The following is a 26,379-nucleotide window of genomic DNA, read 5'->3' as shown; positions in this document are numbered from 1 at the left end:
AGGTGCATCCATGGGAACCCACTCGGGATTTCTGGCCGTCCTGGCCGTGGCTCTGGGCGTCACGGCGGGCAGCGCCAACGCCGAGACGCTCCGCATCGCCGGCAACTTCGCGCCGGAACATTCCTCCTCCAAAGCCATGGAGCTTTTCAAGGCCGAGGTCGAGCGCGGCACCAACGGCGCGCTGACCATCGACCTGTTCCCAGGCATGCAGCCTGGCGGCGCCAAGGAGAACGTGGACGCCGTGCGCTCCGGCACGATCTTCGGCACCTGGGTGGGGGCGGCCTTCGTCTCGCGCCTCGTGCCCGAGGTGGAGGCGGTCAGCCTGCCCTTCCTGTTCGAGACCCGCGAGACCGCCTTCCAGGTCATCGACGGCCCGGTCGGCAAGGCCATCGAGGAGAAACTGGCGGCCAAGGGCTTCGCGCCGCTCGGCTGGATGGAGCTGGGCCAGCGCCACGCCACCAACAACACCCGCCCGCTGAAGACCCTTGAGGACTTCAAGGGCCTGAAGCTGCGCATGCAGCCCAACGAGACGCACCTCGCCACCTTCCGGGCGCTCGGCGCCAACCCGGTGGCGATGGACGTGAAGGAGCTGTATTCGGCACTCCAGCAGGGAGTTGTGGACGGGCAGGAGAATCCCTACCCCATCATCCGCGCCAGCCGGTACTTCGAGGTGCAGAAGTACTTGTCCAACACCGGCCACTTCTTCGACTTCATCCCCCTCGTCGCCAACAGGAAGCAGTTCGATGCGCTGAAGCCGGAGTACAAGCAGGCGATCACCGCCGCCTCGGCCAAGGCCGTGGCCGAGCAGCGCAAGCTGGCCGCCGAGGCCGATGCCGAGGCGCTGAAGGACCTCCAGTCCAAGGGCATGCAGTTCGACTCGCTGACGCCGGAAACCCTTGCCGAGCTGCGCAAGGCGACCTCCGGCGTGGTGGACGAGGTGAAGAAGCGCGCAGGGGCCGGCCTGGTCGACCAGGTGCTCGCCGCCGTGGGCAAGAAGGGATGAGCACGCTGAACGGCGTGGCCGCGCCGCCGGGGACCGCCGCCGCGGCCCTCGGCCGGGTGCTCGACGGCATCGACTGGATCGTCGCCAAGGTGGTGACCGGCGCCATGATCGGCATGGTCGTCATCATCCCGGCCCAGGTCTTCATGCGCTATGCGTTGAATCTGTCCATCGACTGGGCGGAGGAAATCTCGCGTCTTCTCTTCGTCTGGACGGTGTTCCTGGCGATCCCGCTGGGCATCCGGCGCGGCGCCCATGTGGGCATGACGCTGCTGACGGACGTCATTCCCAAGGGGTTGCGCGCCGGGCTGGCCCGGCTGATGGCGCTGCTGGGCATGGGCTTGATGGCGCTGGTCGGCTGGCAGGCAGCGATCCTGACGCTCGACCAGTGGGACGAGCCGATGTCCACGCTGGACGTCTCGGTCGGGCTGTTCATGCTGCCGGTCTGCATCGGCGCGCTGCACGGGGCGCTGCACCTGCTGTCCCAGGCGCTGGGGCCGGCATTCCGCCGGGCAGGGAGTGGGCCGACATGAGCCTGCCGATCATCCTCCTCTTCATGGTGCTGGGCCTGCTGGGCATGCCGCTGGCCTTCGCGCTGGGGTTCAGCGCGCTAGCCGGGCTATCGCTGGGCGGCATCGACTTCAACATGTTGCCGCAGCGCATGATGCACGCGGTCAACGCCTTCCCGCTGATGGCGATCCCGCTGTTCATGCTGGCCGGCGAGCTGATGATCCGCGGCGGGCTGGCGGAGCGGCTGATCGATTTGGCGAACGCCTTCGTCGGATGCGTGCAGGGCGGCCTCGCCCAGGTCACGCTGGTCTCCGGCGCGGGCATGGCCGCGGTGTCGGGCGCCGCCGTGGCCGACGCCAGCGCGCTCGCCACCGTGCTGGTCCGCCAGTTGGAGAAGGTGTACGGCACCGGCTTCTCCGCGGCCATCGTGGCGGCGGCGGCGAACCTTGGCCCGGTCATCCCACCGTCGGGCGCCATGATCGTCTACGCCTTCATGGCCGGCAGCGGCGTGTCGGTGGCCGGCATGTTCCTGGCCGGCGTGGTGCCGGGGCTGATCTACTGCGCCGGCATGATGGCGCTGTGCTGGTGGATGGCAAAGCGCCGCGGCTACCCGCCCACGGGCGAGCCGGTCAGCCTCGCCAACATCGCGTACCAGATGCGGCGGTCGCTGGTGATCCTGCTGATGCCCATCGTGGTGATCGGCGGCATCGTCGGCGGCGCCTTCACGGCGACGGAGGGTGCCGCCATCGCGGTGGTCTACGCGCTGCTGGTCGGGCTGCTCGTGACGCGGCGGCTGCGGCTGGCCGACCTGCCGGACTGTCTGCTGAAGGCGGCGATCACCACCGCCATGGTCGGCGCGCTGATCGCCTTCGCGTCGGCCGTCACCTTCCTCATCACGGTGGACCTGCTGCCGATGCGGCTGACCGCCGCGATCAAGGGCCTGACGACCGACCCGCTGGTCTTCAACCTGCTGGTCGCGGCCATGCTGTTCGTGGTCGGCATGTTCCTGGAATCCAACGCCGCCTACATCATGCTGGTGCCGCTGTTCCACCCCATCGCCGTGTCCTACGGCCTGGACCCGCTACATTTCGGCTTCCTGTTCGTCTTCAACCTGGTGCTCGGCATGCTCACGCCGCCGGTGGGCGTGGTGCTGTTCGTCGTCTGCGGCATCGCCCGCATCTCCATGGGCGAGATGATGCGCCATCTCTGGCCCTTCGTCGCCCTGGGCTTCGCGCTGCTGGCCACCGGAATGCTCTTCCCGCCCCTCATCACCGCCCTGCCGCACGCGATGGGCTACTAGGGAGACCCCCTTTGCAGAAGCGTACGTTGATCGGAATGCTCACCCCCTCGTCGAACACGGTGCTGGAGCCGGTGACGGGCGTCATGCTGGCGGGGCTGCCCGAGGTTAGCGCCCATTTCGGGCGCTTCCGGGTGACCGAGATCTCGCTGAAGCCGCAGGCGCTGGGCCAGTTCGGCGACGCCCCCTTCCTGGACGCCGCGCGGCTTCTGGCCGATGCCCAGCTTGATGTGATCGGCTGGAACGGCACCTCGGCCGGCTGGATGGGCTTCGACGCCGACGCGCGGCTGTGCGATTCCATCAAGGCGGAAACGGGCATCCCCGCCTGCACCTCCATGCTGGCGCTGAACGAGATCCTGGAGACGACGGGGCGCAAGCGCTTCGCCATCGTCAGCCCCTACCTGGACGAGATCCAGCAGAAGATGATCGCCAACTACACCGCCGCCGGCTTCGAGGTGGTCGCGGAGCGGCACCTGAACGATCGCGGCAACTTCTCCTTCTCCGAGATCACCGAGGAGCGGATCGAGCGCCTGTGCGCCGAGGTGGCGGAGGCCAAACCCCAGGCCATCGCCATCATCTGCACCAACATGCGCGGGGCCCCCGTGGCCGAGCGCGTGGAGAAGGCCCTGGGCATCCCCGTCTACGACACGGTCTCCACCGTGGTGTGGAAGGCGCTGCGCATGACCGGCGTCGACACCCGCCGGGTCCAGGGCTGGGGCAGCCTGTTCCAGGAACTGGCGTGAGGGAGGGCGGCATGGACCCGTTCGATCTGGTCATCCGGAACGGCACCGTCGCCACCGCCGGCGACGTCCAGCGCTGTGACGTGGGCATCCGCGGCGGGCGCGTCGTGGCGCTCGGCGAGGGGCTTGCCAAGGGCAAGGAGGAGATCGACGCCAAGGGGCTGCTCGTCCTGCCGGGCGGCGTGGACGCGCATTGCCACTTCGACCAGCCGACCGGCGACGGGTCGGTGATGGCGGACGACTTCACCTCCGGCACCCGTTCTGCCGCCTGTGGCGGGACCACGACGGTGATCCCCTTCGCCTGCCAGATGAAGGGCCAATCCTTGCGCGCCGCGGTCGAGGACTACCACCGGCGCGCTGACGGCAAGGCGGTGATCGACTACGCCTTCCACCTGATCGTTACCGACCCGACCGAGCAGGTGATCGGGCAGGAGCTTCCGGCGCTGATCCGCGCCGGCGCCGTCTGACACCAAAAAAAGAACACGGAGGCTCACAGACATGACCAAGTCCCGCACCCTCGCCGCCTTCCTGCTCGCGACCGGCGCCCTTTTTGCGGCGGCCCCCGCGGTGCAGGCCGCCGACCCGACGGCCATGCGCGCCGTCGGCAACTTTTCCTCCAACCGAAAGCATGTGGAGGGGATCGAGCGGCCCTTCTTCGACGCGCTCTCGGACAAGAGCGGCGTCAAGCTCCAGGTCAACTACAACCCGATGGACGTGGTCGGCGTGAAGGCCGACGAGGCGCTGCGCCTGATCCGCTCCGGCGCATTCGACGTGATGAGCGTGCAGATCGGGCAGGCGTCGCGCGATGACCCCTTCTTCGAGGGGCTGGACCTGATCGGCGTCTCCACCGACATGGCCCAGCTTCGCAAGGCGGTGGACGCCTACCGCGAGGCGTTCGACCAGCGCCTCCAGAAGAAGTTCAACGCCAAGGTCCTGACGCTCTGGCCCTTCGGCCCGCAGGTCTTCTACTGCAACACGCCGATCAAGAGCCTGGACGATCTGAAGGGCCTGAAGGTGCGCAGCTTCACGCCGTCCATGGCGGCGCTGATCCAGCACCTCGGCGCCACGCCGGTGACCCTGCAGTTCAGCGAGGTGTACCCGGCACTGCAGCGCGGTGTGGCCAACTGCGGCGTGACCTCGCCCACCTCGGGCAACAGCGGCAATTGGCCGGAGGTGACCAGCCACTTCCTGCCGCTGTCGGTGTCCGGCTCGGTCCAGGGGCACTTCGTGAACCTGGATTTCTGGAAGAAGTTCTCTCCGGAGAGCCAGGCGAAGATCCTCGCCGCCTTCAAGGGCATGGAGGACCAGATGTGGGCGCTGGCGGAGACGGCCAACGCCGACGCCGCCAACTGCAATGTCGGCATGGCCCCCTGCACCGAGGGCACGAAGTTCAGCATGACCGCGGTCGAGGTGACGCCCGCCGACGCCGCCAAGGTGAAGGCAGCGGTGACCGCCGTCGTCCTGCCGATCTGGAAGGAAAGCTGCAACCGCATCGACTCGGCCTGCGCGCAGACCTGGAACGAAACGGTCGGCAAGGCCGCCGGGTACAAGATCGACTGACGCGCTTTGCCCCCACCCCGGCCCTCTCGCGCTTCGCAGGGGAGGGGGGCAAATGTCCGCCACATAGGAAGCTACCCATGGACTCCAGCCCCCTTCATACCCTCCTGAACCCGGTGTGCCGCTTCGCCGCGATCCTCTGCGGCTGGGGGCTTCTGGGACTGAGCGTACTGACCTGCGTCGAGATCGTCGGGCGCAAGTTCTTCGGCTTTTCGCTGAACGGCATCGACGAGATCGGCGGCTACGCGCTGGCGATCAGCACCGCCTTTGGCTTCGCCCTGGCCCTGGTGCGCCGCGCCCACACGCGCGTCGACCTGCTGCTGGTCAGCCTGCCGGCCAGGGCGCAGGCGGTGCTGAACGCGCTGGCAGCCCTCGTGCTCGCCGCCTTCGCGCTGTTCATGGCGGAGCGCGGCTACGCGGTGCTGAGCGAGAGCGTGGAGTTCCGCAGCGTCTCCAACTCGCCCCTCCAGGTGCCGATGTGGCTGCCGCAGGGGCTGTGGCTGGCGGGGCTGGTGCTGTTCGCCGCGGTGGCCGCGGCGCTGGCGGTGGACGCGGTGCGGCGTCTGCTGCGCGGCGAGATGCGAAGCATGAACGCCCTCTACGGCCCGCCCACGGTGCTGGAGGAAATCAAGGAGGAGCTGGGCACGGAGCTGCCCGACCTGAGCCGGAGGGCCGCGCAATGATCGGACTGTGGGAAGCCGCCCTTGGCTTCGCCTTCATGCTCGGGATGATGTTCCTGGGCTTCCATGTGGCGGTGGTGATGTTCGCTGTCGGGCTGCTGGGGGCGGCGCTGACCATCGGTTCGCCCATCGTGCTTGCGGCCGGAACGCAGCTGTGGAGCGCGTCGGACAACTTTGTGCTGCTGGCGGTGCCGCTGTTCGTGCTCCTGGGCGAGATCCTGGTGCGCGGCGGCTCGACCGACCGCATGTACCGGGCGCTGGCGCACTGGCTCTCCCCGCTGCCGGGAGGGCTGCTGCACACCAACATCGGCGCGTCGGCGCTGTTCGCGGCGGTGTCCGGCTCGTCCGTGGCGACGGCGGCGACCATCGGGACGGTGGCTCTGCCGGCCTTCCGCAACCGGGGCTACGACCCGCGCCTCGTGCTCGGCTCGGTGGCGGCGGGGGCGACGCTGGGAATCCTGATCCCGCCGTCGATCAACATGATCATCTACGGCGCCATGACCAACACCTCGGTCGGGCGGCTCTATTCGGCGGGGATTGTGCCGGGACTGCTGCTGACCGCGCTGTTCATGCTGGTGATCGTGACGGTGAGCTGGTGGCGCCCGTCCATGGCCGGAGCGCGCGAGCCGATGGCGCCGCTGCGCGTTCGGCTGCGCGCGTTGTGGGGCCTCGTCCCGCCGCTGGGCATCTTCGCGGTGGTGATGGGCACCATCTACGCTGGCTGGGCGACGCCCACGGAATCCGCCGCGGTGGCCGTGGTCGTCGCGCTGCTGATGACGGCGGCGGAGCGCAGGCTGTCCATATCCATGCTGCACGACTGCTTCGTCGCGACGGTGCAGGTGACGGCGATGATCACGCTGATCGTCGTGGCGGCGTTCTACCTGAGCTTCGTCATCGGCATCCTGGGCATCCCGCAGGCGCTGGCCCGCTTCGTGGCGGAGATCGGCGCGGGGCCGATCGAGACCATGCTGGTTCTGTTCGTCTTCTATCTGATCCTGGGCTGCTTCCTGGAGACGCTGTCCATGATGATCGGCACCATCCCCGTGGTCTTCCCGCTGGTGCTGACGCTGGGCATCGATCCGGTGTGGTTCGGCATCTTCCTGGTGGTGATGTGCGAGCTGGCGCTGATCACCCCGCCGGTCGGCATGAACCTCTACGTCGTGCAGGGCGTGCGGCGCGAGGGGTCGGTCGTGCAGGTCATCCAGGGAACGATGCCGTTCCTGGCGATGATGGTGCTGCTGACCGTCGTCCTGATCTACTGGCAGGACGTGGCGCTGTGGCTGCCCCGGATCACCTTCGGATGAGCGCGCTCCTCCTCGTCCCCGCCGCCGTGCTGACCTCAGCCGAGGCCAAGGCGCTGCCCGGTCTGGCGGTGCTGGTGGAGGGTGGCCGGATCGCCGCCGTCGCTCCGCCTTCTCAACTGGAAGACCGCGGGGCGGAGCGCATCGACCTGCCCGATGCGCTGCTCATGCCGGGGCTGGTCAACGCGCACCAGCACGGCCGGGGCCTCAGCCAGGTGCAGCTCGGCTACCCCGACGACCGGCTGGAGCTGTGGATCAACCGGCGGCGCGGGCGCGACGCGCCGGACCCTTACCCGCTGGCCCTGCTGTGCGCCCTGGAGATGCTGCGCAACGGGGTGACCACGGCGCTGCACGCCAACATGAGCTACGGCAGCGGCGACTATGCCGGCGAGGTCCGCGCGGCGCTGCGCGGTTACGACGAGGCGGAGTTGCGCGTCACCTACTGCGTGGGCGCGGCGGACCGCGGCGGCATCGCCTATGATCTGGAGGAGGCGTTCCTCGCCACGCTGCCGGACGAGCTGCGCGCCTGGATCACCGGGCCGCGCCCGCCCGCCTACGCCGGGAGCGCCGCCGGGACCAAGGCACTGATGGCGGATCTCCGCGCGGACTTCGCCGGGCACCCGCGCGTCCGCTTCGCCTACGGCCCCGCCGGGCCGCAATGGGTGTCCGACGGCCTGTTCAAAGCGCTGGCGGAGGATGCGGACCGGCTCGGCCTTCCCGTCCACTTGCACGCGCTGGAATCGCCGGTCCAGGCGGCGGCTTGCCGGCGCCTCTACCCGGAGGGGGTGCTGGCCCGGCTCGACGCGCTGGGGGTGCTCGGGCCGCGGACCTCGCTGGCGCATGGTGTCTACCTGACCGACGCGGACATGGATCGGGCGGCGGCGCGTGGCGTGTCGGTGGTGACAAACCCCGGCTCCAACCTGCGCCTCGCCAACGGGGCTCCGCCGCTGGCGCGGCTGCGGGCGCACGGCGTGCGGCTCGCGGTCGGCACGGACAACTGCGCCTCCCAGGACGGCGAGGATCTGCTGGGCGAGCTGCGGCTGGCCGGGCTGCTGGCCCGTGACCCGCAATGGGGCTGCCCGACCGGGCCGGGTCCGGCGGACCTGCTGTCCATGGCGACGGTCAACGGCGCGGCGGTCGCGGGGTGGAACGGCATCGGCCGGCTGGAGCCGGGCTGGCGCGCCGACCTCGTAGCGCTGTCGCTGGAGCGCGTCCGCGGCGGGTGGCTCGACCCCGACATGCCCCTGCGCGACGCCGTGGCGGCGCGGGCCTTGGGGCGCGACGTGGTGCTGACTATGGTGGAGGGCCGAATCCTCTACCGCGACGGCGCCTTCCCGCACCTCGATCCGGCGATGGCCCGGAAAGCGGCGGCGGAATCGGCCCGCCGGGCGCGGGACCCACGGGACGACGGTGACCGCGAATGCGCGGTGCGGATCGGCGCGTCGCTGGACCGGTTCTGGAGCGACCGCCTCATGCCATGACCGGCGAGTTTGGCGCACAAATCGGCATGAGGGCGCAGTCCACCGTTGGGCAGCGGTGGTCAGGCGCTCTTGCGAGGGACGAGCATGTCCAAGCCGGTCATGATGTTCATGACCTTGCAGCCGATGGCCGCTTCGATTTTCTGCGCGGGCAGAGTCCGAGCGCGGAGGCTGCGTCCGATGAGAACCTTGTACCTCAGGATCGCCACCTCAACCAGCGATCTGCGGCCGTACTGGACCGCGCGCTGCCAGCCAAGCCGCCCGCGCTCCTTGATCATCCGGACGTGGCGATCGCGCCGGGTGGGGGCGCCGCTTTACCCGCTCGCCCTGCCGACCGCCACCACCCCTGCCTTTTGCACCAATGTCGCGATGAAGGCCAAGGCGGTGATTGAGCCGCTGGCTGATCTCGGCGTGGCACGCAGCCACATCCGGCCACAGCAGTCCAACAACTGAACCGGTTCAGAATGACAACTTTCCAGGGCGGGGTCCGTCAACGCGACGAGTTCCGCACCAACGTCCATCACTCTGCCACCCCGGCTGCCGAACCGGCCGAGGTTCTACCCGGTCCCAACCCCGGCGCAAGCACTGCAACAGAACCTTGAAGACGGTCGGCAATCGCCGGGGCTTCGCTCACATGGCGCCCACCCCCTCCCGCGTCAGAAGGATGGGCGACGCGTTGGGCGGCCACAGCAATGAGGAGTCGATCCCCAGCCAGCGACACAGCACCGGCCAGGTGCCGGCATGGGCGACGATCAGCGGCGGACGGCCGTCCTGGGGCACCGGCAGCCCGTCGAGCGCCACCGTGACCCGGCTGTGGAAGCCGGTGAGGCTTTCCCCATTCGGCACTTCCTCCCGCAACAGGTCGGCCGGGATGGCGTTGCCTTCGAGATCGCCCCAGCGGCGCTCCTCCAGCCCGGCCACCGGGACCACCGGAAGGTTCAGGGACTCCGCCAGGATGGCCGCCGTCTCCAGCGCCCGGCGTTGCGGGCTGCTGTAGATGATGGTAACCGGCTGCTTTCCAGCGGCCAGTGCCGTCGCGGCCTCCCGAGCCTGTGCCCGGCCCCGGTCGGTCAGCGACACATCGCGCGAGCCGGCGAGCCAGCCGCCAAGGTTGCTCTCCGTCTCGCCATGGCGGCAGAAGATCACGGCGTTCAGCATGACAGCCGCCCCGTCAGATCGGCGAACCGGTCGAGAACGCCGTCGTGCGGCAGGCTCTCCAGCGGCACGCGGGTGTAGCCGTAGGGCACCACCAGCACCCGCGCGACACCCGCCGCGCGGGCGGCGGCCACGTCATGCTCGTTGTCGCCGACGAAGACGGTTTCCTCCGGGCGGACGCCCAGCCGGTCCAGCAGCCCCAGCACCGGCTCCGGCGAGGGCTTGCGGGTCGGGTAGCTGTCGCCGCCGACCACCGCGGCGAAACGGCCGGCGATGCCCAGATCGTCGAGCAGCCGCAGCGTCGCCGCCATCGGCTTGTTGGTGCAGACGCCCAGCCGCAGGCCGGCCGCCGCCAGCGCCTCCAGCGTTTCGGCGACGCCGGGATAGAGCACGCTGTTGGCGCTCGGGTCGGCCTCGTAGATCTCCAGGAAGCGTTCGACGCAGCGGGCGGCCTCGTCCGGGGCCGGAACCCCGCCGGTGGCGGCCAGCACGCGCTCCACCAGCTTGGCCGCTCCGTCGCCGACGAAGGAGCGCACTGACGGCAGATCGACCGGCGGGCGCCCCAGTTCGGCGAGCAAGGCGTTGGAGGCATGCATCAGGTCGGCCACGCTGTCCACCAGCGTGCCGTCGAGGTCGAAGGCGACCGCCCGGATGGCAGCGCGGATGGGGCGGCGGTCGAGGGTGTCGGCTGGGTTGGTCACGGTCGCGGCACCTTACTGGCGGAGGAAGCGGGCCTTGTCGGCCGCAAGGTCGAGGATGATCGGGGCGTCCGGGGCGAGCAGAGCATCGCCCGCCTGATGCGGCGCGTCCACCTGTACCAGCTGCCCGCCGACGTCCACCGCATAGCGGATGGAGGCGCCGAGGAACTCCCGGTGCCGGATGATGCCGGTCAGCCGGGCGTGGCCGGGAGCCGGCGGTCCGCCATCGGCCCGGATGACCAGGTTCTGCGGACGGAACATCAGCTTGCCGGCCGCACCCGCCGCCACCGACGGCGGCAGCGCCACCGGCGTGACGCCGTTGCCGACGAAGACGCTCCCCGCGCCGCCGTCGCCGCGCACCTCGCCGTCCAGGACGTTGGCCGTCCCGAGGAAGCCGGCCACGAACAGGTTGGCGGGATGGTCGTAGAGGTCCTGCGGCGTGCCGACCTGCTGCACCTTGCCGTCCTCCATCACCGCGATGCGGTCGCAGATGGTGTTGGCCTCTTCCTGGTCGTGGGTGACGAAGATGGTGGTCAGGCCGAGCTTGCGCTGCAGGCTCAGCAGTTCCTGGCGCATCTGCACGCGCAGCTTGGCGTCGAGGTTCGACAGCGGCTCGTCGAGCAGCAGGACCTTCGGTTCGATCACGACGGTACGGGCCAGCGCCACACGCTGCTGCTGGCCGCCCGACAGTTGCGACGGCCGGCGGTCCGCCAGATGCTTCAGCCCGACCAGATCAAGGGCGGCGTCCACCCGCCGTTCTATCTCCGCCCGGGGCACGCGCCGCTCCTCCAGCCCGAAGGCGACGTTGCGGCGCACGGTCATGTGCGGCCACAGGGCGTAGCTCTGGAACACCATGCCGACGTCGCGACGGTGCGGCGGCAGGGTGGAGATGTCGCGCCCGCCGATACGCACCGCGCCGCGCTGGGCGGTGTTGAAGCCGGCGATCAGCCGCAGAAGCGTGGTCTTGCCGCAGCCGGACGGGCCGAGGAAGGCGAAGAACTCGCCCGGCTTGATGGCGAGGTTCACGTCCTTCAGCACATGGTTGGTGCCGTAGGACAGGTTCACGCCCTCGATGTCGACGCCGACGCTCTCGATCTGGGCGGCGAGCGCGGCCGGGGAAAACTGGTGGTTCATGATGGGGATCCCCTCAAGGACTCTCTTGGAGTCTGTCCGGTGCCTCGATACGCCCCGGACAGACTCCAGGCTTTTGGTTCTCCGTGCGATTCACGCCTCAAGCGATTCCGCTTGAACCGATCGCACTCTAGTGGTCCTGGCCCCGGTCGCGGCGGCCGCGCTCGATGACGACGTGCGACAGGTAAGTGCCCAGGCCCACGATGATGACGGCGAAGATGCCCAGCGCCGCCCCCGGTCCGCGACCGGCCGCCGACTGCATGTAGACGTAGAGGCCGTAGGCCAGCGGGGCGTCGCTCTGCGAATGGACCAGCATGATGGTCGCCGACAGCTCGACCGCCGCGGTGGCGAAGCTGGTGACGAAGCCGGCCAGGATGCCGCCGGACATCAGCGGCACGACGATGCGACTGACCGTTCGCAGCTTGGTGGCGCCGAGATTCTCGGCCGCCTCCTCCAGCGAGGAGCTGACCTGCTGCAGGGCGGCGGTGCAGGCGCGCAGGGCGTAGGGCAGCCGGCGGATCGCCAGCGCGAAGACCAGGATCAGCCAGAAGCTGGACAGGGGCTGGCCGGTAAAGGGCATCGGCACGTCGTAGAAGCTGCGCAGATAGCCGATGCCCAGCACGACGCCCGGCACCGCCAGCGCCGCCATCGCGATGTAGTCCAGCCACTGGCGGCCAGGCAGCTTGGTGCGCAGGACCAGATAGGCGATGGCGGTGCCGATCACCACGTCCAGCAGCGCCGCCAGCGAGGCGTAGAGCAGCGTGTTGGTGATGTACTGCCCGCTCTCGGTGAAGACGGTCTCATAATGCTTCAGGGTGAAGGCGTCGGGGACCGGGCTGAAGGACCAGATGGTGGCGAAGGACAGCAGGCCCAGCCCGATATGCGGCGCCAGCACCAGCACCAGGATCAGCAGCACCACCCCGTAGGCCGCCACCATCTCCAGCGGCTTCAGGCGCCGCTTGGCCAGACCGCCGCCGCCGCGCTGCACCGTGGCGTAATCCTTGCCGCGCATCGCCAGCGCCGACACCCACAGCGCCAGCAGCGAGCAGGCGATCAGCACGACGGAGATGACGTAGCCCATCGGGTCGGAAATGCCGATCGAGGAGATGCGCAGATAGGCCTGCGGCGCCAGCATGTCGTTGACGTTCAGCAGCAGCGGCGTGCCGAGGTCGTCGAACACCTTGATGAAGACCAGCGAGGCGCCGGCGACGTAGCCCGGCATCGCCAGCGGGAAGACGATGCGGCGGAACAGGCGGAAGCCGTGGCAGCCGAGATTCTGCGCCGACTCCTCCATCGCCCGGTCGATGTTCTTCAGGCTGGCCGACAGGTTGATCAGGATGAAGGGGAAATAATGGATGCTCTGGACGAAGATGACGCCGTTCAGCCCCTCCATGAAGGGAATCGAGAAACCGAAATGCTCGCGCAACAGCAGGTTCACCGACCCGTTGCGCCCGAACAGCAGCTGCATCGCCACTGCGCCGATGAAGGGCGGCATGATCAGCGGGATGATGCCGAGGCTCTGGATCAGCACCGAGCCGCGGAATTCGAAGCGCGTGGTCAGGTAGGCGAGCGGCAGGGCCAGCAGGCTCGCCACCACCACCGACATCGCCGAAACGTAGAAGGAGTTCCAGAACGAGCGCATGAACAGGTCGTTCTGGAAGAAATCGGCGAAATTCACCAGGGTGAAGGCACCCGTCGTCTTGTCCTGGAAGGCGACGAAGATGACCTGCACCACGGGGACGACCAGGAACAGCAGCAGGAAGGCGGCGATCAGCAGCGCGGCCAGCGCCGGCCCCGGCCGCACGCGCGCGATGCGGTCGCGCGTGAGCGCAAGTGACGTCATGGAAAGGCCCGTGAACTGGGGAGGAAGGAGGGGACGCGACCGGCGCGTCCCCCATGCACGGCGCGCCGGCGCGTCAGCGCGCCAGGGCCAGCGCCTCGTCGGCCTTCTTGCGGGCGGCGGCGTAGTTCTCCTTGGCGAAGGCGGCCCACTTCTGCTCGATCTGCGCCTGCCGTTCCGGCACCGCGTCCTTGGCCGACTTGCGCTCAACCGTGAAGGCGCCGGCCAGCTGCGGGTCGGCGGCCTGTTCCGCCGTCACCGGCATGGCGGCGACGAGATCGCGCGCCTCGGCCAGCAGGGCCTTGGCCTTGTCGTTCGGCTTCTTGGCGATGGCCGCCTCGGCCTTGTGGATGGCCTGGGTCGCCGCCTTGAGGTCGTCGAGCTGGAAGGTGATGAGCTGGTCGAACAGCGCGTCCACCACGTTGTAGCGGGCCTGCGAGACCTCCACGTCGAAGTTCACCTGGGAGCCCAGCGAGGTGTCCTTGAACGGGTTGGGATAGCCGGCCGGCGCCTTCTCGTAGGTGACCGGATTGACCGGCAGGCGGCGGATCGCCGGTTCAAGCAGGACCTCCTGCCCCTTGGGCGACAGCAGGAAATCGACGAACCCCTCGGCGGCGGCCTTGTTGGGCGCGTTCTTCACGACGCCGACATTGGCCGGGACGATGGTGGTGATGGTGGGGTAGGCGAATTCCACCGGGAAGCCCGACGCCTGCGACGACAGCGCGAAGAAATCGATGACGATGCCGATGCCGAAGGCGCCCGAATTCACCCCGTCCGGCACGCCGAAGCTGCGCTCGGTGATGGTGCGGTAATTGCCGGCCATTTCCTTGTTGGTGCGCCAGCCCTTCTCCCAGCCCTCGCCCTGGAGGATCGTCTCGATGGTCAGGTGCGTCGTGCCCGAGCGCGACGGGGCGGAAATCGCGACGTGGTCGTAATAGACCGGCTTGGCCAGGTCGGACCATTCCTTGGGAATCGGCAGGTCGTTGGCCTTCATGTAGCGGGTGTTCCACATGATGCCGTAGCCGGACGCGGCGAAGCCGGCATACATCCCCTCGGGATCGTTGACCGGATAGGCGCCGACCTTGGCCGGGATGCCGTCCACCTTGGGCTTGTAGGGCTGCAGCAGCCCGGCGCCCTTCAGCACCTCGAAGGCGTCGGGGGCCGAGGCCCAGAACAGGTCGACGCCGTTGTTGGACGCGGTTTCCTGGAGATACTTCACGCCCGCATTGGTGTTGCGGTTGAGGATCTCGACCGTGACCTTGGGGTTGGCCTTCTGGAAGGCCTGCTGGAAGGCGGTCGTCATGTCCTTGGGAAAGGATGTGACGATGACCAGCTTGCCGCTGGCATCCTGCGCGAAGGCGGCGGTGCCGGACAGAAGCAGGACGGCCAGGGCGGCGGCGGCGTTGCGCAGGCTGCGCGTGGTGCGAAGCATGGGTGGAGTCCCTCCCTTTCGATGTCTTATGCTGGACGCTTCAGCAATCTGCGTGCCAGAAGGCGGGGCCTCGAACCATCTGGCTTCGCACGGCATCGATGGGTCAGGACGGGAACATCGCCCGGTCCATGCGGGTAACGTGGGGAACATGCCCTGGCCCGGTCGTCTCACTCCTCGGCGAAATCGTCCCGATTCAGGCCGTGGTGGCGCATCTTCAGATACAGCGTCTTGCGGGTGATCCCCAGCCGCTCCGCAGTCTCGCCGACCCTGCCGCCGCAACGGGCCAGCGCGTCCTCGATAAGCTGCTTTTCGACACGGTCGAGCTGGTCGGCCAGCGGCTCGATCTCCGCCATACCGGTCATGGCGACGGGGAGCCCAACCTGGGCGAGGCCGTCGCCCAATCCCAGCGCCACGCGCTCGGCGACGTTGCGCAACTCGCGGACATTGCCGGGCCAGCCATGGGCGCCCAGCCGGGCCAGCATCGCCGGGTCAAGGGGCGGCACCGTCCGGCGCGACCGGGCTACGGCGGCGTCGAGGAAATGTCGGAACAGCAGGGGCACGTCCTCGCGCCGTTCCCGCAAGGGGGGCAGCGGCACGGTGACGACGTTGAGCCGGTAATAGAGATCCTCGCGGAATTTGCCCTCCGCCGCCAGCCGCAGCAGGTCCACCTTGGTCGCCGCCACCACCCGCAGGTCGAGCGGGATCGTCCGGTTGGCGCCGATGCGCTCGATCACCCGCTCCTGCAGCACGCGCAGCAGCTTGACCTGGAGATGCATCGGCATGCTCTCGATCTCGTCGAGGAACAGCGTGCCGCCGGCCGCATGCTCAAGCTTGCCGATGCGCCGCCCTTGCGCGCCGGTGAAGGCGCCCGGCTCGTGGCCGAACAGCTCGCTCTCGATGATGCTGTCGGGCATGGCGCCGCAGTTCAGCGCCACGAAGTTGCCGTCACGGCGCCGGCCGCCCTCGTGCAGGCTGCGGGCGACAAGTTCCTTGCCGGTGCCGGTCTCGCCAAACAGAAGCACGTCCACCTCGGCATCGGCGAGGTTCGCGACGGTGGCGCGCAGCCGCTCGACGGCCGGTGAACGGCCGATGATCCGTCCCTCCGCCCCCCCTTCGGCCAGCTGCGCCCGCAGGCGTCGATTCTCCAGGATCAGTCCGCGGTGGTCCAGCGCCCGCCGCACCACCTCGACCAGATGGTCGGGTTCGGCCGGCTTCTCGATGAAGTCGTAGGCGCCTTCACGAACCGCGCGCATGGCCATGGCGATGTCGCCATGCCCGGTTACCAGCACCACCGGCACCTCCGCGTCGGCGGCGCGCACCAACTCCAGCAGGGCGAAGCCATCCATTCCCGGCATGCGGACGTCGGTCACCACCACGCCGGGCCAGGAGGAGCCGAGCCGGGCAAGAGCCGCCGCGGGATCCGTCACGGCCTGGACCGCGAAACCCTCCAGTTCCAGCGTCTGGCGGCTGGAGTCGAGCACTTCGGGATCGTCGTCGATAAGCAGGACGGTCATGGATGGGCTTTCACTCGCGGATCAGGAGGGTGATCGGGGGCGATCAGGGGAGGCGGGTCAGGGTGAGGGCGAAGGCGGTCCCGCCGGGGCCGCTCTCGGCCACCGACAGCACGCCGCCGAAGTCGCGGACGATGTTGTACGAGATCGACAGGCCGAGCCCCAGCCCCAGCCCCACCGGCTTGGTGGTGAAGAAGGGATCGAAGATCTGCTCGACCGGATCGGCGGCGATGCCGGGGCCGCTGTCGCGCACCTCGATGCGGACGGCCTCGCCCTCCCCTCCCTCCCCCTTCTCCACAGCCTCGGCGCGGATGAGGATGCGGCGGACCGGAGCGCCGGCCACGGCGTCCAGCGCGTTGCTCAGCAGGTTGACCAGCACCTGCTCCAGCCGCACCTCCTCGGCGCGCACCCGCAGCGGAGCACCGGCTTCCGCCAGTTGCAGATCGACCGCGACCTCCTCCTCGCGCAGGCGGTTGCCGAACAGGGACAGGGCGCCCTGGATCACCGGCTCCAGCTCCACTGCGCCCAGGCGGGCGTCCGGGCGCCGGGCGAAACGCTTCAGGTGGTTTGTGATGTTTGCCATGCGGGCCGTCAGGTCGGCGATCTTGCCAAGATTGGCCCCCGCCTCCTCCACCCGGCCCAGCCCGATCAGCTTGCGGCCGTTATGGGCATAGGAGCGGATGGCGGCGAGCGGCTGGTTCAGCTCGTGCCCGACACCGGCGGCGAGCTGGCCGAGCGCCGCCAGCTTTCCGGCCTGCACCAGTTCCGCCTGCGCCTCGCGCAGTTCGCGCTCGGTGCGCTGGTGTTCGGCGATGGCCCGCTCCAGCCGGTCGTTGGTGGCCTGCAGGTCGGTGGTGCGCTCCCGCACCGTGCGCTCCAGCAGATGCTGCGCCTCCAGCCGTTCGGTCATGTCGGTCAGGGTGACGATGAAGCGCTGCTGCCGGCGCCGCCGGAAGGGGCGGACGCCGACCTGCACCGGCACCGTCCCGCCATCGGGCCGCCGCCCGGTGGCCAGGATGGACAGGGTGGGCGCGATGCCCTCGGCTCCGGCGGAAACCTGGGCGAAGAACGCCTCGACGCGGCGGGCGCCGTCGGCGTCCAGACGGTCGGCGAGGCGTGCCGCGGCGCCCTTCCCATCGCCGCCCCCGTCGAGCGGTGCGATCAGCGCGGCGGCCAGCGGGTTGACGAACTCTATCATGCCCTGGGCGTCGGTAATCGCCAGCCCGGCTTGGGCGTTGTCGATGATCGCCTGGGCGTTCGCCTCCTCGACCGCGATGGCGGTGTCGCGGAAGACCAGCAGCGCCGCCGCCATGTCCGACAATTCGTCACGACCGCCAAGCGGGATGTCGGCCTTCAGGTCTCCGGCGGCGATGGCGCGGGCCGCGTCGCCCAATCGGGTCAGGCGGGAGATCAGGTTGCGGTTGACGTAGAGCCACGCCACCAGCACCGCCACCAGCAGGCTGACCACGGCGCTCGCCAGCAGGGCGGTGCGGCCGAACGCCACCGCCTGGGCGGAGCGCGCGGCGGCGGCGCGGGAATCATGCTCGACCGCCTGGACTTGCCGGGCGATCAGCCCGTTCAGCCGGGCCACGATGTCGCGGTTCTCGGCCAGCAGGACCTGTCCGCGCGCGGCGGTCTCCAGCTCCTCCCGGCGCAGCGCCGGCACGCCGCCCTCGGCCCCGCGCGCGAGCCCGAGTAGCTGGGCCACCACCTGCCCGAGCGACACCCCGTCCGGCCAGTTGGACAGCGCCAGGAGATCGCGCTGCAACCGATCGGCGGTCTCGTCGAGGAAGCCGGCGTTGTCGTCCAGCATCTCGGGCGTGGCGAGCATCGCCGCCCTCGCGATCAGCCCGACCGCGAGGTTGCCGTTGGCGCCGATCTGCAGCACCGCCTCGCTCCGCCGGTTCTCCTCCCGCAGGATGCGGACCTGCTCGGCGGAGGCTTTCCCACTCTCCACCGAATACAGCGCGCTTTGGATGTTGAAGCGGGCGTCGGCCACCAGCGGCTCGATCTCGTCAAGGAAATCGGCGTGGAGCCAGCGCAGCCGCTCGATGGCCTCCTGGTTGCGGCGCGCGAGCGTCAGCCGCTGGCGCACCGTGCCGTCCAGTTCCGCCAGATTGCGGCCGAGCGCGTCGACCACCGGGCGCAGACCGGGAACGCCGCCTTCGATGGCGTCGGTCAGCGTCCGCAGCGCGGACAGCCGGCGGCCCAGCGTGTCGCGGATGGCGTCCATCTCGTCCTCGGTGCGGCTGCCGGCCAGGATGGGAGCGGTGGCGATGATGGCGCCCCCCTCCTCGGCCAGCTTGGCGGCGAGCCCCAGGGCCGGCAGGTGGCTTTCCGCGAACTCGTCCAGCGTGCCGCCCAGCCGGTCGTAGGACAGCCAGCCGAGCGCGCAGGCCGCCACCGACAGAACGGCCACCGCGACGAAGGCCAGGAACAGACGGGCGCGGATGCCGAAGCGCCGCGGACCCCGCCTGCCCCGCGCACTGCCCTCCTGCCCATTGCCCTCCTGCCCACCGTCGGGCAGGGACGGCTGCACCAGGGTGCTCATGGCCAGCCCCCTTCGCCGGCCGCCACCCGCAGGATCACCAGCGCCCGTTCCGCCGCCGACAGCGCCGCGTCCAGCTGGGTCTTGGAGAAGCTCCGCCATTCCTCCGCCAGTTCCTCCTGGCGGGCAGAGACCCGCATGCCCCGGGCCGGCCGCCGCAACGCCGCGGAAAAGGCTGGATCGACGGCCTCGGCGGAGCCGACGGGAACCGCGGTGGCCGCCGCGCGGGCGGTGCGCAACAGGTCGCGGGCCACCGGGTCGGGGTGGGCCGTCAGGCGGTTCTCGCCGTCGTGGATCAGTTGCCAGACGCGGTTGAGCGTCTTCACCCGGAAGGTGATCAGCTCGTCGAACAGGAGATTGACCAGTTCGTAGCGCCGGCTGGACAAGGCCCGGTCGAAGAGGAAGAGGTCGTCGCCGGTTTCGCGGGCATAAGGATTGGGATAACCGACGGGAGCTGCGGCGTAGGCGTCGGGGCTCACCGGCAGGCGTCCGATGTCGGGACGCAGCATCAGGCGCTGCCCGGCCGGCGAAAGCAGAAAATCGATGAACAGGCCCGCCCCGGCCGGATTTGGGGCGGTGCGCAGGATCGCCACGCTGGCCGGCAGAAACACGCCGTCGGCCGGATAGGCGAAACGCAGGCCGCCGCTGTCCGTCGTTCCGCCCTGCGGCGCTTCGTCCTGGCGTTGCCCGGCCTCCTGTCTTGTGCCCTGTCCCAGGAAATCGATGGCCAGTCCGATGCCGAAACGCCCCTTGCCGACACCTTCCACCACGCCATAGCTGCGCGCCGTCACGGTCGCCAGATTGCCGGCGATCTCCAGCCATGTCGCCCAGCCGCGCTCCCAGCCGTGGAGTTGCAGAACCGTTTCCACCATCAGATGCATGGTGCCGGAGCGCGAGGGTGCCGTGATCCCAAGGTGGCGGGCATAGACGGGCCGGCGCAGATCCTCCCACCTGCGCGGGGCGGCGATCCCGTGGCGGTCGAGGTAGGATTGGTCCCAAATCAGCCCGTATCCCGACAATGCGAAGCCAAGATACCCACCGTCCGGGTCGTCGATGGGCTGGTTGCCGACGGTCGCCGGGGCGCCGGTCGGACGGGGAGCGACCGGCAGCAGCAGTTTGGCGGCCTTCAACACCTCGAAGGCATCGGGTGCGGATGCCCAAAAGATGTCCACGTCCTTTTCCACGCGATCCTGCAGCTGAGTGATCGCGGCGGTCGTTTTGCTATTGATCACGCGCAGGCGCCGGTCGGGATGGGCCTGCTCGAACGCTTCGCGCACCGGCTCGTAGAAGCTGGCGGGAAAGGAGGTCAGGACGGTGATCGCTTCCGCCGCGCCCGGCAGTTCCTGTCCGGCAGCAGCCGCGCCCGGCAGCAGCAGGGGCACGCTCACCAGCGCTCGCGCCAGCCTCTGCGCCCAGCTTCCACAGCGGCGCGAAATCCGCTCCGTGCTTGCCCAAACGCCAAGACGACCGACCATGCTGCGTCCACCAAAAACGGCTTCAGAAGGATGCAAGACAACTTGCATGCGGCAGTATGGTTTAATAGCCGCCAAAATCCTCGCGGACAACGCTGCCGCTTTCCGGGCGCAACGTACGCCTCCGGTGAGCGCCGCCTTGGCAAAGCAGGGGGCGACGTCTGAGATTTGCGTGGCGCGTCATTGCGCGGACGCAAACGAGTTGCAAACGTCATGGCTTACCAGCGGGTCGAGGTTCTGACGGGAACGGAGCGGCGGCGGAATTACACGCCGGCGGAGAAGGTCCGAATGGTCGAGGAGGCGTTCCGCCCCGGCGTGGTGGTGACGGAAGCGGCCCGCCGGCTGGGCGTGCACGAAAGTCTGCTATACCGCTGGCGAGGGCTGATGCAGGCGAGCGGGAGCGCGGTGGCCGAACCGTCCAGCTTCGTCGCAGTGACCATCACGCCGGAGCCGACCGTAACAGAACCGCCGGTCTTGGAGCCCCCTGAACCATTGCCGCCTCCAGCGACGCTGGCCACGAGCCCAGCGATCCTCGAGGTCATCCTGCCCGGCGGGGCACGCCTGCGTCTGGAAGGGCCGGTCGATCCGGCTCTGGCGGCGGCCGTCATCGGTGCTCTGGCATGATCCCGGTGCCGAGTGGCGTGCGGGTGTGGCTGGCCAGCGGACACACCGACATGCGCAAGGGCTGGGCAAGCTTGGCGCTTCTGGTGCAGGAACGCTTCGCCCAAGACCCGCACAGCGGCCATCTCTTCATCTTCCGCGGGCGCCGCGGCGATCTGGTGAAGATCATCTGGTATGACGGCCAGGGCAGTTGCCTGTTCATGAAGAGGCTGGAGCGGGGCCGCTTCATCTGGCCCACGCCGGCGGACGGCGCGGTGTCGATCTCGGTTGGGCAGATGGGTTATCTGCTCGAAGGCATCGACTGGCGCAACCCGCAGAAGACCTGGCGTCCCGAGGCCGCGGGGTGACTGCGACACGGTGAATCGACGCACCGGTTCAGGGGCGATTGCGGCGGCTCGACGGCGCGTTCCCAGGTAAACTGGCGCCATGACCGCCGCCCCGCTCCCCTCCACCTCGGCCGACGACGTCGCCAACTTGCGCGCTGCCTTGGCGCAGGCCGAGGCGCGGGCGGATGCGGCGGAAGCCGAAGCGGCGCGGGCCAAGGCGATGGCGTCGAACACCGAGGCGCTGATCGCCGGCCTGAAGCTGGAAATCGAGAAACTCCGGCGCGAACTCTACGGGACGCGCTCCGAGCGCAAGGCGCGTCTGCTGGACCAGTTGGAGTTCCAGCTCGAAGAGTTGGAAGCGACGGCCAGCGAGGACGAACTGGCGGCCGAGCAGGCCGCTGCCAAAACCACCGCGGTGGCGGCCTTTACCCGCAAACGGCCATCACGCCAACCCTTCCCCGACCACCTGCCGCGCGAGCGCGTCGTTGTGCCGGCACCGGCGAGCTGCCCGTGCTGCGGCTCGGACAAGCTGTGCAAGCTGGGCGAGACGATCACCGAGACGCTGGAGGTGATCCCGCGCCAGTGGAAGGTGATCCAGACGGTGCGGGAACGGTTCTCCTGCCGGGCCTGCGAGACGATCAGCCAGCCGCCGGCGCCGTTCCACGCCACCCCACGGGGCTGGGCCGGCCCCAACCTGCTGGCCACCCTCCTGTTCGAGAAGTTCGGCCAGCATCAGCCGCTGAACCGGCAGGCCGAACGCTTTGCGCGCGAGGGCGTGCCGCTCAGCCTGTCCACCCTGGCCGACCAGGTGGGCGCCGCCGCCGCGGTGCTGAAGCCGCTGCACGACCTGATCGCTTCGCATGTACTGGCAGCCGAGCGGCTGCATGGAGACGACACGCCCGTGCCCGTGCTGGCCAAAGGCAAGACCGACACCGGGCGGCTGTGGGTGTATGTGCGTGATGACCGGCCGTTTGCCGGCCAAGCCCCACCGGCAGCGCTGTTCCACTATTCGCGAGACCGCAAGGGCGAGCATCCCGAACGGCACCTGGCCGGCTTCACGGGCTGGCTGCAGGCCGATGCGTTCGCCGGCTATAACCGGCTGTACGAACCTGAGCGCCGACCGGGGCCGATCAGCGCCGCACTGTGCTGGGCGCATGCAAGGCGCGGCTTCTTCAAGCTGGCCGACATCGCCGCGAACACCAGACGCGGCAAGGATGCCCCGCCGATCTCACCGCTGGCGCTGGAGGCCGTGACCCACATCGACGCCCTCTTCGATCTCGAGCGCGCCCTGAACGGCAAGCCCGCGGCCGAGCGGCTGGCGGCCCGCCAGGAGCACGGCGTCGCCCTGGTGGCCACGCTGGAGAACTGGATGCGGACGGAGCGCGCCCGGCTCTCCCGCCATGCCCCCGTGGCCAAGGCGATGGACTACATGCTGACGCGCTGGGACGGCTTCACGCGCTTCCTCGGCGACGGCCGGCTGTGTCTCACGAACAACGCCGCCGAACGCGGCCTGCGCGGGATCGCCCTGGGCAGAAAGGCGTGGCTGTTCTGCGGCTCCGATCGCGGCGGGCAGCGGGCGGCGATCATGTACGGCCTGATCACCACCGCCAAGCTCAACGAAGTTGACCCGCAGGCGTGGCTGGCCGACGTGCTGGCCCGCATCGCCGACCTGCCGCAGAACCGCCTGCCCGAACTGCTGCCCTGGAACTGGAAGGCAATCTGACTGCGGCACTCACCGGATGCGTACGGCGCAACGAAGCCCGGTCATCGCCAAGAGTGCGGCCCCATGACGACGACCGGCCTGCCGGTACGCGTCTCCTTGATCTTGCCCCGGTTGGGTGGACACGGGTTCACGCAGATCTTAGCCCGGCCTGTTCGGGGGTGATGTCTCCGATGGCCGAGTAGCACCGAGCACATGAGCCGGGTCGGAAACTTGTCCCGGTGGTCCTCGATGAAGCGGAACCTCATCTCGGTGCTTCCGAGAAGATGCTGATGGCCTTTTTTAAAATGTCGCGTTCCTGTCGGGCGCGCTCCAGCTCGCGTCGCAGCCGCGCGATCTCCGCCGTCTGCTCGTTCGGCTTGGCCGGCATGGCCGTGCCGGGTACGGCAGGGGCGCCAGACCGTGAGCGCGGCGGGTGGCCTTGGGCTACCCGCCGCCAGTTCCGCAACACCGAGGCCTGGAGGCCCAACTCCCGCGCCACATGCTACAGCGGCCGGCCGCTCGCTTCCAACAGGCCAACGGCCTCACGCTTGAACTCGTCCGTGAAGCATCGCCTCGTCTGCGTCATCGGACACCTTCCCGCTCCACTCGGAGCCTAGAGCATCGCGCCTGAAATCTGAATCGACAGTTGCGCTTGGGCCGTTGACGTGATTCACCGTTGTTGGAGGTGGATCATGGGGCGCAGCTATTCGTCGGACCTTCGGGTTCGGATTTACGGAGAGGTCGAGAAAGGCGGTTCGCGTCGGGCGGCGGCGCGCCGGTTCGATGTGAGCGCGAGCACGGGCGTGCGGCTTGCTCAGCGCATGGCGGCAACGGGCTCGCTGGACCCGGCCCGGCAGGGGCGCCCACCGGGCGGTGGCAAGCTGGCCCCGCATGCCGAACTTCTGATCGGCTGGGTGGAGAAGCAAGGCGACATCACCATGCCCGAACTGGCGGCCAAGCTGAAGGCCGAGCGCGGGGTCACGGTCCACCCCGCCTCGCTGTCGCGCTTCCTGCTCGCCCGCGGCTTCACTGTCAAAAAAAACGGTGCTGGCGAGCGAGGCCGGTCGCGCTGACGTTGCTGAGGACCGCCGGAGTTGGCGCAGCCACCGTCAGCCCCGGATGCGCGAGGAGCCGGATCGGCTGGTGTTTCTCGACGAGACCGCAACCACCACGAAGATGACCCGACTGCGCGGACGGGCCAAGCGCGGCCAGCGGTTCAAGGCCACGGCGCCGTTTGGCCATTGGGGCACCCAGACCTTCATCGCTGCCCTGCGCTGCGACGGGCTGACCGCCCCGTGGATCATCAAGGGCGCGATGAACCGGACGCTCTTCGAGACCTATGTCGAGACACAACTCGCCCCGACCCTGCGGCCGGGCGATGTCGTCATCCTCGACAACCTATCCAGCCATAAGAGTGAAAAGGCCAAGGCCATCCTCAAGGAACGTGGCGCTTGGTTCCTCTTCCTGCCGCCCTACAGTCCCGACCTCAACCCTATCGAAATGGCGTTCGCCAAGCTCAAAGCTCATCTCCGCCGCATCGGCGCCCGTACCATCGAGGAGTTGTGGAGGGCTGTCGGCTCTATCTGCGACCTCTACACACCAGACGAATGCTGGAACTACCTCAAACATGCAGGATATGCGTCAGATTAAACGCTCGAAACTCTAGCTGTGGTGTCCAACCAACCGGGGCAAGATCATCCGGTCCATGGTCGACCGTGTCGTGCTGTCCCCCTGCCCGTCCGGTGCTGGGCTGGAGGCGCAGCTTCATGGCGACCTGCTGGTGATCCTGGAGGCGTGCGCAGAGGCGGACCCGAAACGCCGACAGCCCGCCTCGTTGGAGGCGGGCTGTCAACTGTCGTTGGTTGCGGGGGCAGGATTTGAACCTGCGGCCTTCAGGTTATGAGCCTGACGAGCTACCGGGCTGCTCCACCCCGCGGATGTCTCGATATGGGGTGATGGATGTCGTGCCGATGCCTGCGGATTTGCTTTGGTTATGGCGTCTCTTGAGCCTGAGTGACCTGGCGGCGACCTACTCTCCCACGTCTTAAGACGCAGTACCATTGGCGCGGAGGCTTTTCACGGCCGAGTTCGGGATGGGATCGGGTGTTTGACACCTCGCCATGACCACCAGGTCACCAAGGCTCAAGACCGACGCTTTTCCCAAAGCGTATCGCGGGTTCAGTGCAAGTGAGGTCGAGGATGTATCGAACTGCGGTGCGTGCGTCAAGCAGGCTTGCTGCTGCGCATGGCGCGGTTTGTGGGGTGAGATCAAGCCGATCGAGCGATTAGTAAGGCTTAGCTTCAGGCGTTGCCGCCCGTCCACATGCCTCCTATCGACGTGATGGTCTGTCACGGCTCTCAAGGGAGCTCTGGTTTAGAGGTGGGTTTCCCGCTTAGATGCTTTCAGCGGTTATCCCGTCCATACTTAGCTACCCGGCCATGCCACTGGCGTGACAACCGGTGCACCAGAGGTATGTCCATCCCGGTCCTCTCGTACTAGGGACAGATCCTCGCAAAACTCCGACACCCACGGCAGATAGGGACCGAACTGTCTCACGACGTTCTAAACCCAGCTCACGTACCACTTTAATCGGCGAACAGCCGAACCCTTGGGACCTGCTCCAGCCCCAGGATGTGATGAGCCGACATCGAGGTGCCAAACGACTCCGTCGATATGGACTCTTGGGAGTCATCAGCCTGTTATCCCCGGCGTACCTTTTATCCGTTGAGCGATGGCCCGTCCACGTGGAGCCACCGGATCACTATGGCCGACTTTCGTCTCTGCTCGACTTGTCAGTCTTGCAGTCAGGCGGGCTTATGCCATTGCACTCGACGAGCGATTTCCGACCGCTCTGAGCCCACCATCGCGCGCCTCCGTTACACTTTGGGAGGCGACCGCCCCAGTCAAACTACCCGCCATGCAGGGTCCCGGACCCGGATCACGGGCCACGGTTAGATGCCAGAGACTTCAAGGGTGGTATTTCAAGGTTGGCTCCACCCGGGCTGGCGCCCGGGCTTCCAAGCCTCCCACCTATCCTACACATGAAGTCCCTAGCACCACTGCAAAGCTGTAGTAAAGGTGCACGGGGTCTTTCCGTCTGACCGCGGGAACTCCGCATCTTCACGGAGAGTTCAATTTCGCTGAGTTGGTGTTGGAGACAGCGGGGAAGTCGTTACGCCATTCGTGCAGGTCGGAACTTACCCGACAAGGAATTTCGCTACCTTAGGACCGTTATAGTTACGGCCGCCGTTTACCGGGGCTTCAATTCAAGGCTTGCACCTCTCCTCTTAACCTTCCGGCACCGGGCAGGCGTCAGACCCTATACGTCGCCTTGTGTGGCTTCGCAGAGCCCTGTGTTTTTAGTAAACAGTCGCTACCC

21 protein-coding genes, 1 tRNA gene, 2 rRNA genes and 2 pseudogenes (1 of these 26 running past the window's edge) are annotated in these 26,379 nt (G+C 68.4%); 13 read left to right on the top strand and 13 right to left on the bottom strand.

The features are described 5' to 3' along the window. The first annotated feature begins 10 nt into the window (after positions 1-10). From DM194_RS18765 to DM194_RS18725, 9 genes and pseudogenes are all read left to right on the top strand, one after another. Positions 11-1,003 carry a TRAP transporter substrate-binding protein gene (locus DM194_RS18765; protein ID WP_111069072.1) on the top strand — a complete coding sequence of 331 codons (993 nt, stop codon included), beginning with the start codon at positions 11-13 and terminating at the stop codon, positions 1,001-1,003. Further along, positions 1,000-1,533: a TRAP transporter small permease gene (locus DM194_RS18760; protein WP_111069071.1), complete on the top strand. Its 534-nt coding sequence runs from the start codon at positions 1,000-1,002 to the stop codon at positions 1,531-1,533. The genes DM194_RS18765 and DM194_RS18760 overlap by 4 nt, the downstream gene beginning before the upstream one ends. Further along, positions 1,530-2,810: a TRAP transporter large permease gene (locus DM194_RS18755; RefSeq protein ID WP_111069070.1), complete on the top strand. Its 1,281-nt coding sequence runs from the start codon at positions 1,530-1,532 to the stop codon at positions 2,808-2,810. Before DM194_RS18760 ends, DM194_RS18755 begins: the two co-directional genes overlap by 4 nt. Positions 2,811-2,845: 35 nt before the next feature. Next, a complete protein-coding gene (locus DM194_RS18750) occupies positions 2,846-3,550 on the top strand; it encodes a maleate cis-trans isomerase family protein (RefSeq protein WP_425457310.1) in 705 nt (234 codons plus the stop codon). 11 nt (positions 3,551-3,561) lie between these two features. Continuing rightward, a pseudogene (locus DM194_RS28995) lies at positions 3,562-4,005 on the top strand (dihydropyrimidinase); the annotation flags it as partial. Between the two features lie 40 nt (positions 4,006-4,045). Next, positions 4,046-5,107, top strand: a complete 1,062-nt coding sequence (locus DM194_RS18740) for a TRAP transporter substrate-binding protein (protein ID WP_111069068.1) — start codon at positions 4,046-4,048, stop codon at positions 5,105-5,107. Between the two features lie 77 nt (positions 5,108-5,184). Beyond that, entirely contained in the window at positions 5,185-5,787 is a 603-nt protein-coding gene (locus DM194_RS18735; RefSeq protein WP_111069067.1) for a TRAP transporter small permease, read from the top strand. Continuing rightward, a complete protein-coding gene (locus DM194_RS18730; RefSeq protein WP_111069066.1) occupies positions 5,784-7,088 on the top strand; it encodes a TRAP transporter large permease in 1,305 nt (434 codons plus the stop codon). The genes DM194_RS18735 and DM194_RS18730 overlap by 4 nt, the downstream gene beginning before the upstream one ends. After that, a complete protein-coding gene (locus DM194_RS18725) occupies positions 7,085-8,566 on the top strand; it encodes an amidohydrolase family protein (protein ID WP_111069065.1) in 1,482 nt (493 codons plus the stop codon). The genes DM194_RS18730 and DM194_RS18725 overlap by 4 nt, the downstream gene beginning before the upstream one ends. 59 nt (positions 8,567-8,625) lie before the next feature. Here the strand turns inward: DM194_RS18725 and DM194_RS18720 are convergent. From DM194_RS18720 to DM194_RS18680, 9 genes and pseudogenes are all read right to left on the bottom strand, one after another. Further along, positions 8,626-8,871: pseudogene (locus DM194_RS18720) on the bottom strand (IS5/IS1182 family transposase); the annotation flags it as partial. A 322-nt stretch (positions 8,872-9,193) separates the two neighbouring features. Beyond that, complete coding sequence (locus DM194_RS18715) at positions 9,194-9,721, bottom strand: histidine phosphatase family protein (RefSeq protein ID WP_111069064.1); 528 nt, start codon at positions 9,719-9,721, stop codon at positions 9,194-9,196. Next, positions 9,715-10,419, bottom strand: a complete 705-nt coding sequence (gene gph / locus DM194_RS18710) for a phosphoglycolate phosphatase (protein ID WP_246024459.1) — start codon at positions 10,417-10,419, stop codon at positions 9,715-9,717. Before gph ends, DM194_RS18715 begins: the two co-directional genes overlap by 7 nt. Before the next feature lie 12 nt (positions 10,420-10,431). Beyond that, a complete protein-coding gene (locus DM194_RS18705; protein ID WP_111069063.1) occupies positions 10,432-11,550 on the bottom strand; it encodes an ABC transporter ATP-binding protein in 1,119 nt (372 codons plus the stop codon). A gap of 127 nt (positions 11,551-11,677) precedes the next feature. Then, positions 11,678-13,390 (bottom strand): ABC transporter permease, encoded by a 1,713-nt coding sequence (locus DM194_RS18700; RefSeq protein WP_111069062.1) that lies wholly within the window; start codon positions 13,388-13,390, stop codon positions 11,678-11,680. A gap of 73 nt (positions 13,391-13,463) precedes the next feature. Continuing rightward, on the bottom strand, positions 13,464-14,819 hold the full coding sequence (locus DM194_RS18695) for an extracellular solute-binding protein (RefSeq protein ID WP_111069061.1): 1,356 nt from the start codon (positions 14,817-14,819) through the stop codon (positions 13,464-13,466). Positions 14,820-14,986: 167 nt separating this feature from the next. After that, entirely contained in the window at positions 14,987-16,333 is a 1,347-nt protein-coding gene (locus DM194_RS18690) for a sigma-54-dependent transcriptional regulator (protein ID WP_111069060.1), read from the bottom strand. 43 nt (positions 16,334-16,376) lie between these two features. Then, entirely contained in the window at positions 16,377-18,881 is a 2,505-nt protein-coding gene (locus DM194_RS18685; protein WP_111069059.1) for an ATP-binding protein, read from the bottom strand. Then, on the bottom strand, positions 18,878-20,266 hold the full coding sequence (locus tag DM194_RS18680) for an ABC transporter substrate-binding protein (protein WP_246024458.1): 1,389 nt from the start codon (positions 20,264-20,266) through the stop codon (positions 18,878-18,880). Before DM194_RS18680 ends, DM194_RS18685 begins: the two co-directional genes overlap by 4 nt. A 297-nt stretch (positions 20,267-20,563) precedes the next feature. Between DM194_RS18680 and tnpA the strand changes: the two genes are divergently transcribed. The 3 genes from tnpA (at position 20,564) to tnpC (ending at position 23,020) form a co-directional block, all read left to right on the top strand. Next, complete coding sequence (tnpA, locus tag DM194_RS18675; RefSeq protein ID WP_111067545.1) at positions 20,564-20,974, top strand: IS66-like element accessory protein TnpA; 411 nt, start codon at positions 20,564-20,566, stop codon at positions 20,972-20,974. After that, entirely contained in the window at positions 20,971-21,318 is a 348-nt protein-coding gene (tnpB, locus tag DM194_RS18670) for an IS66 family insertion sequence element accessory protein TnpB (protein WP_111065522.1), read from the top strand. The genes tnpA and tnpB overlap by 4 nt, the downstream gene beginning before the upstream one ends. A gap of 79 nt (positions 21,319-21,397) precedes the next feature. Then, entirely contained in the window at positions 21,398-23,020 is a 1,623-nt protein-coding gene (tnpC, locus tag DM194_RS18665; RefSeq protein WP_111069057.1) for an IS66 family transposase, read from the top strand. A gap of 241 nt (positions 23,021-23,261) precedes the next feature. On the opposite strand, the gene DM194_RS28990 is transcribed toward tnpC, so the two are convergent. After that, entirely contained in the window at positions 23,262-23,498 is a 237-nt protein-coding gene (locus tag DM194_RS28990; RefSeq protein ID WP_111069056.1) for a transposase, read from the bottom strand. A 193-nt stretch (positions 23,499-23,691) separates the two neighbouring features. Here DM194_RS28990 and DM194_RS18655 point away from each other — a divergent pair. Beyond that, positions 23,692-24,649 (top strand): IS630 family transposase gene (locus DM194_RS18655; protein WP_246024207.1). Its coding sequence is split into 2 segments (ribosomal slippage): positions 23,692-24,033 and positions 24,035-24,649, totalling 957 coding nucleotides; the frame shifts between segments, so codons are not numbered across the junction. Positions 24,650-24,858: 209 nt separating this feature from the next. Here DM194_RS18655 and DM194_RS18645 read toward each other — a convergent pair. The 3 genes from DM194_RS18645 to DM194_RS18635 all read right to left on the bottom strand — a co-directional run. Continuing rightward, positions 24,859-24,935, bottom strand: a tRNA-Met gene (locus DM194_RS18645). 80 nt (positions 24,936-25,015) lie between these two features. Next, positions 25,016-25,131: ribosomal RNA gene (gene rrf, locus DM194_RS18640) — 5S ribosomal RNA — on the bottom strand. 132 nt (positions 25,132-25,263) lie between these two features. Then, positions 25,264-26,379, bottom strand: a 23S ribosomal RNA gene (locus DM194_RS18635); it runs 1,631 nt beyond the window's last position.

The sequence above is a fragment of the Azospirillum ramasamyi genome (assembly GCF_003233655.1).
In the GTDB taxonomy this organism is placed as follows: Bacteria; Pseudomonadota; Alphaproteobacteria; order Azospirillales; family Azospirillaceae; genus Azospirillum; species Azospirillum ramasamyi.
The sequence above is the reverse complement of the archived record's forward strand: the minus strand, read 5'-3'. Positions and strand labels throughout refer to the sequence as shown.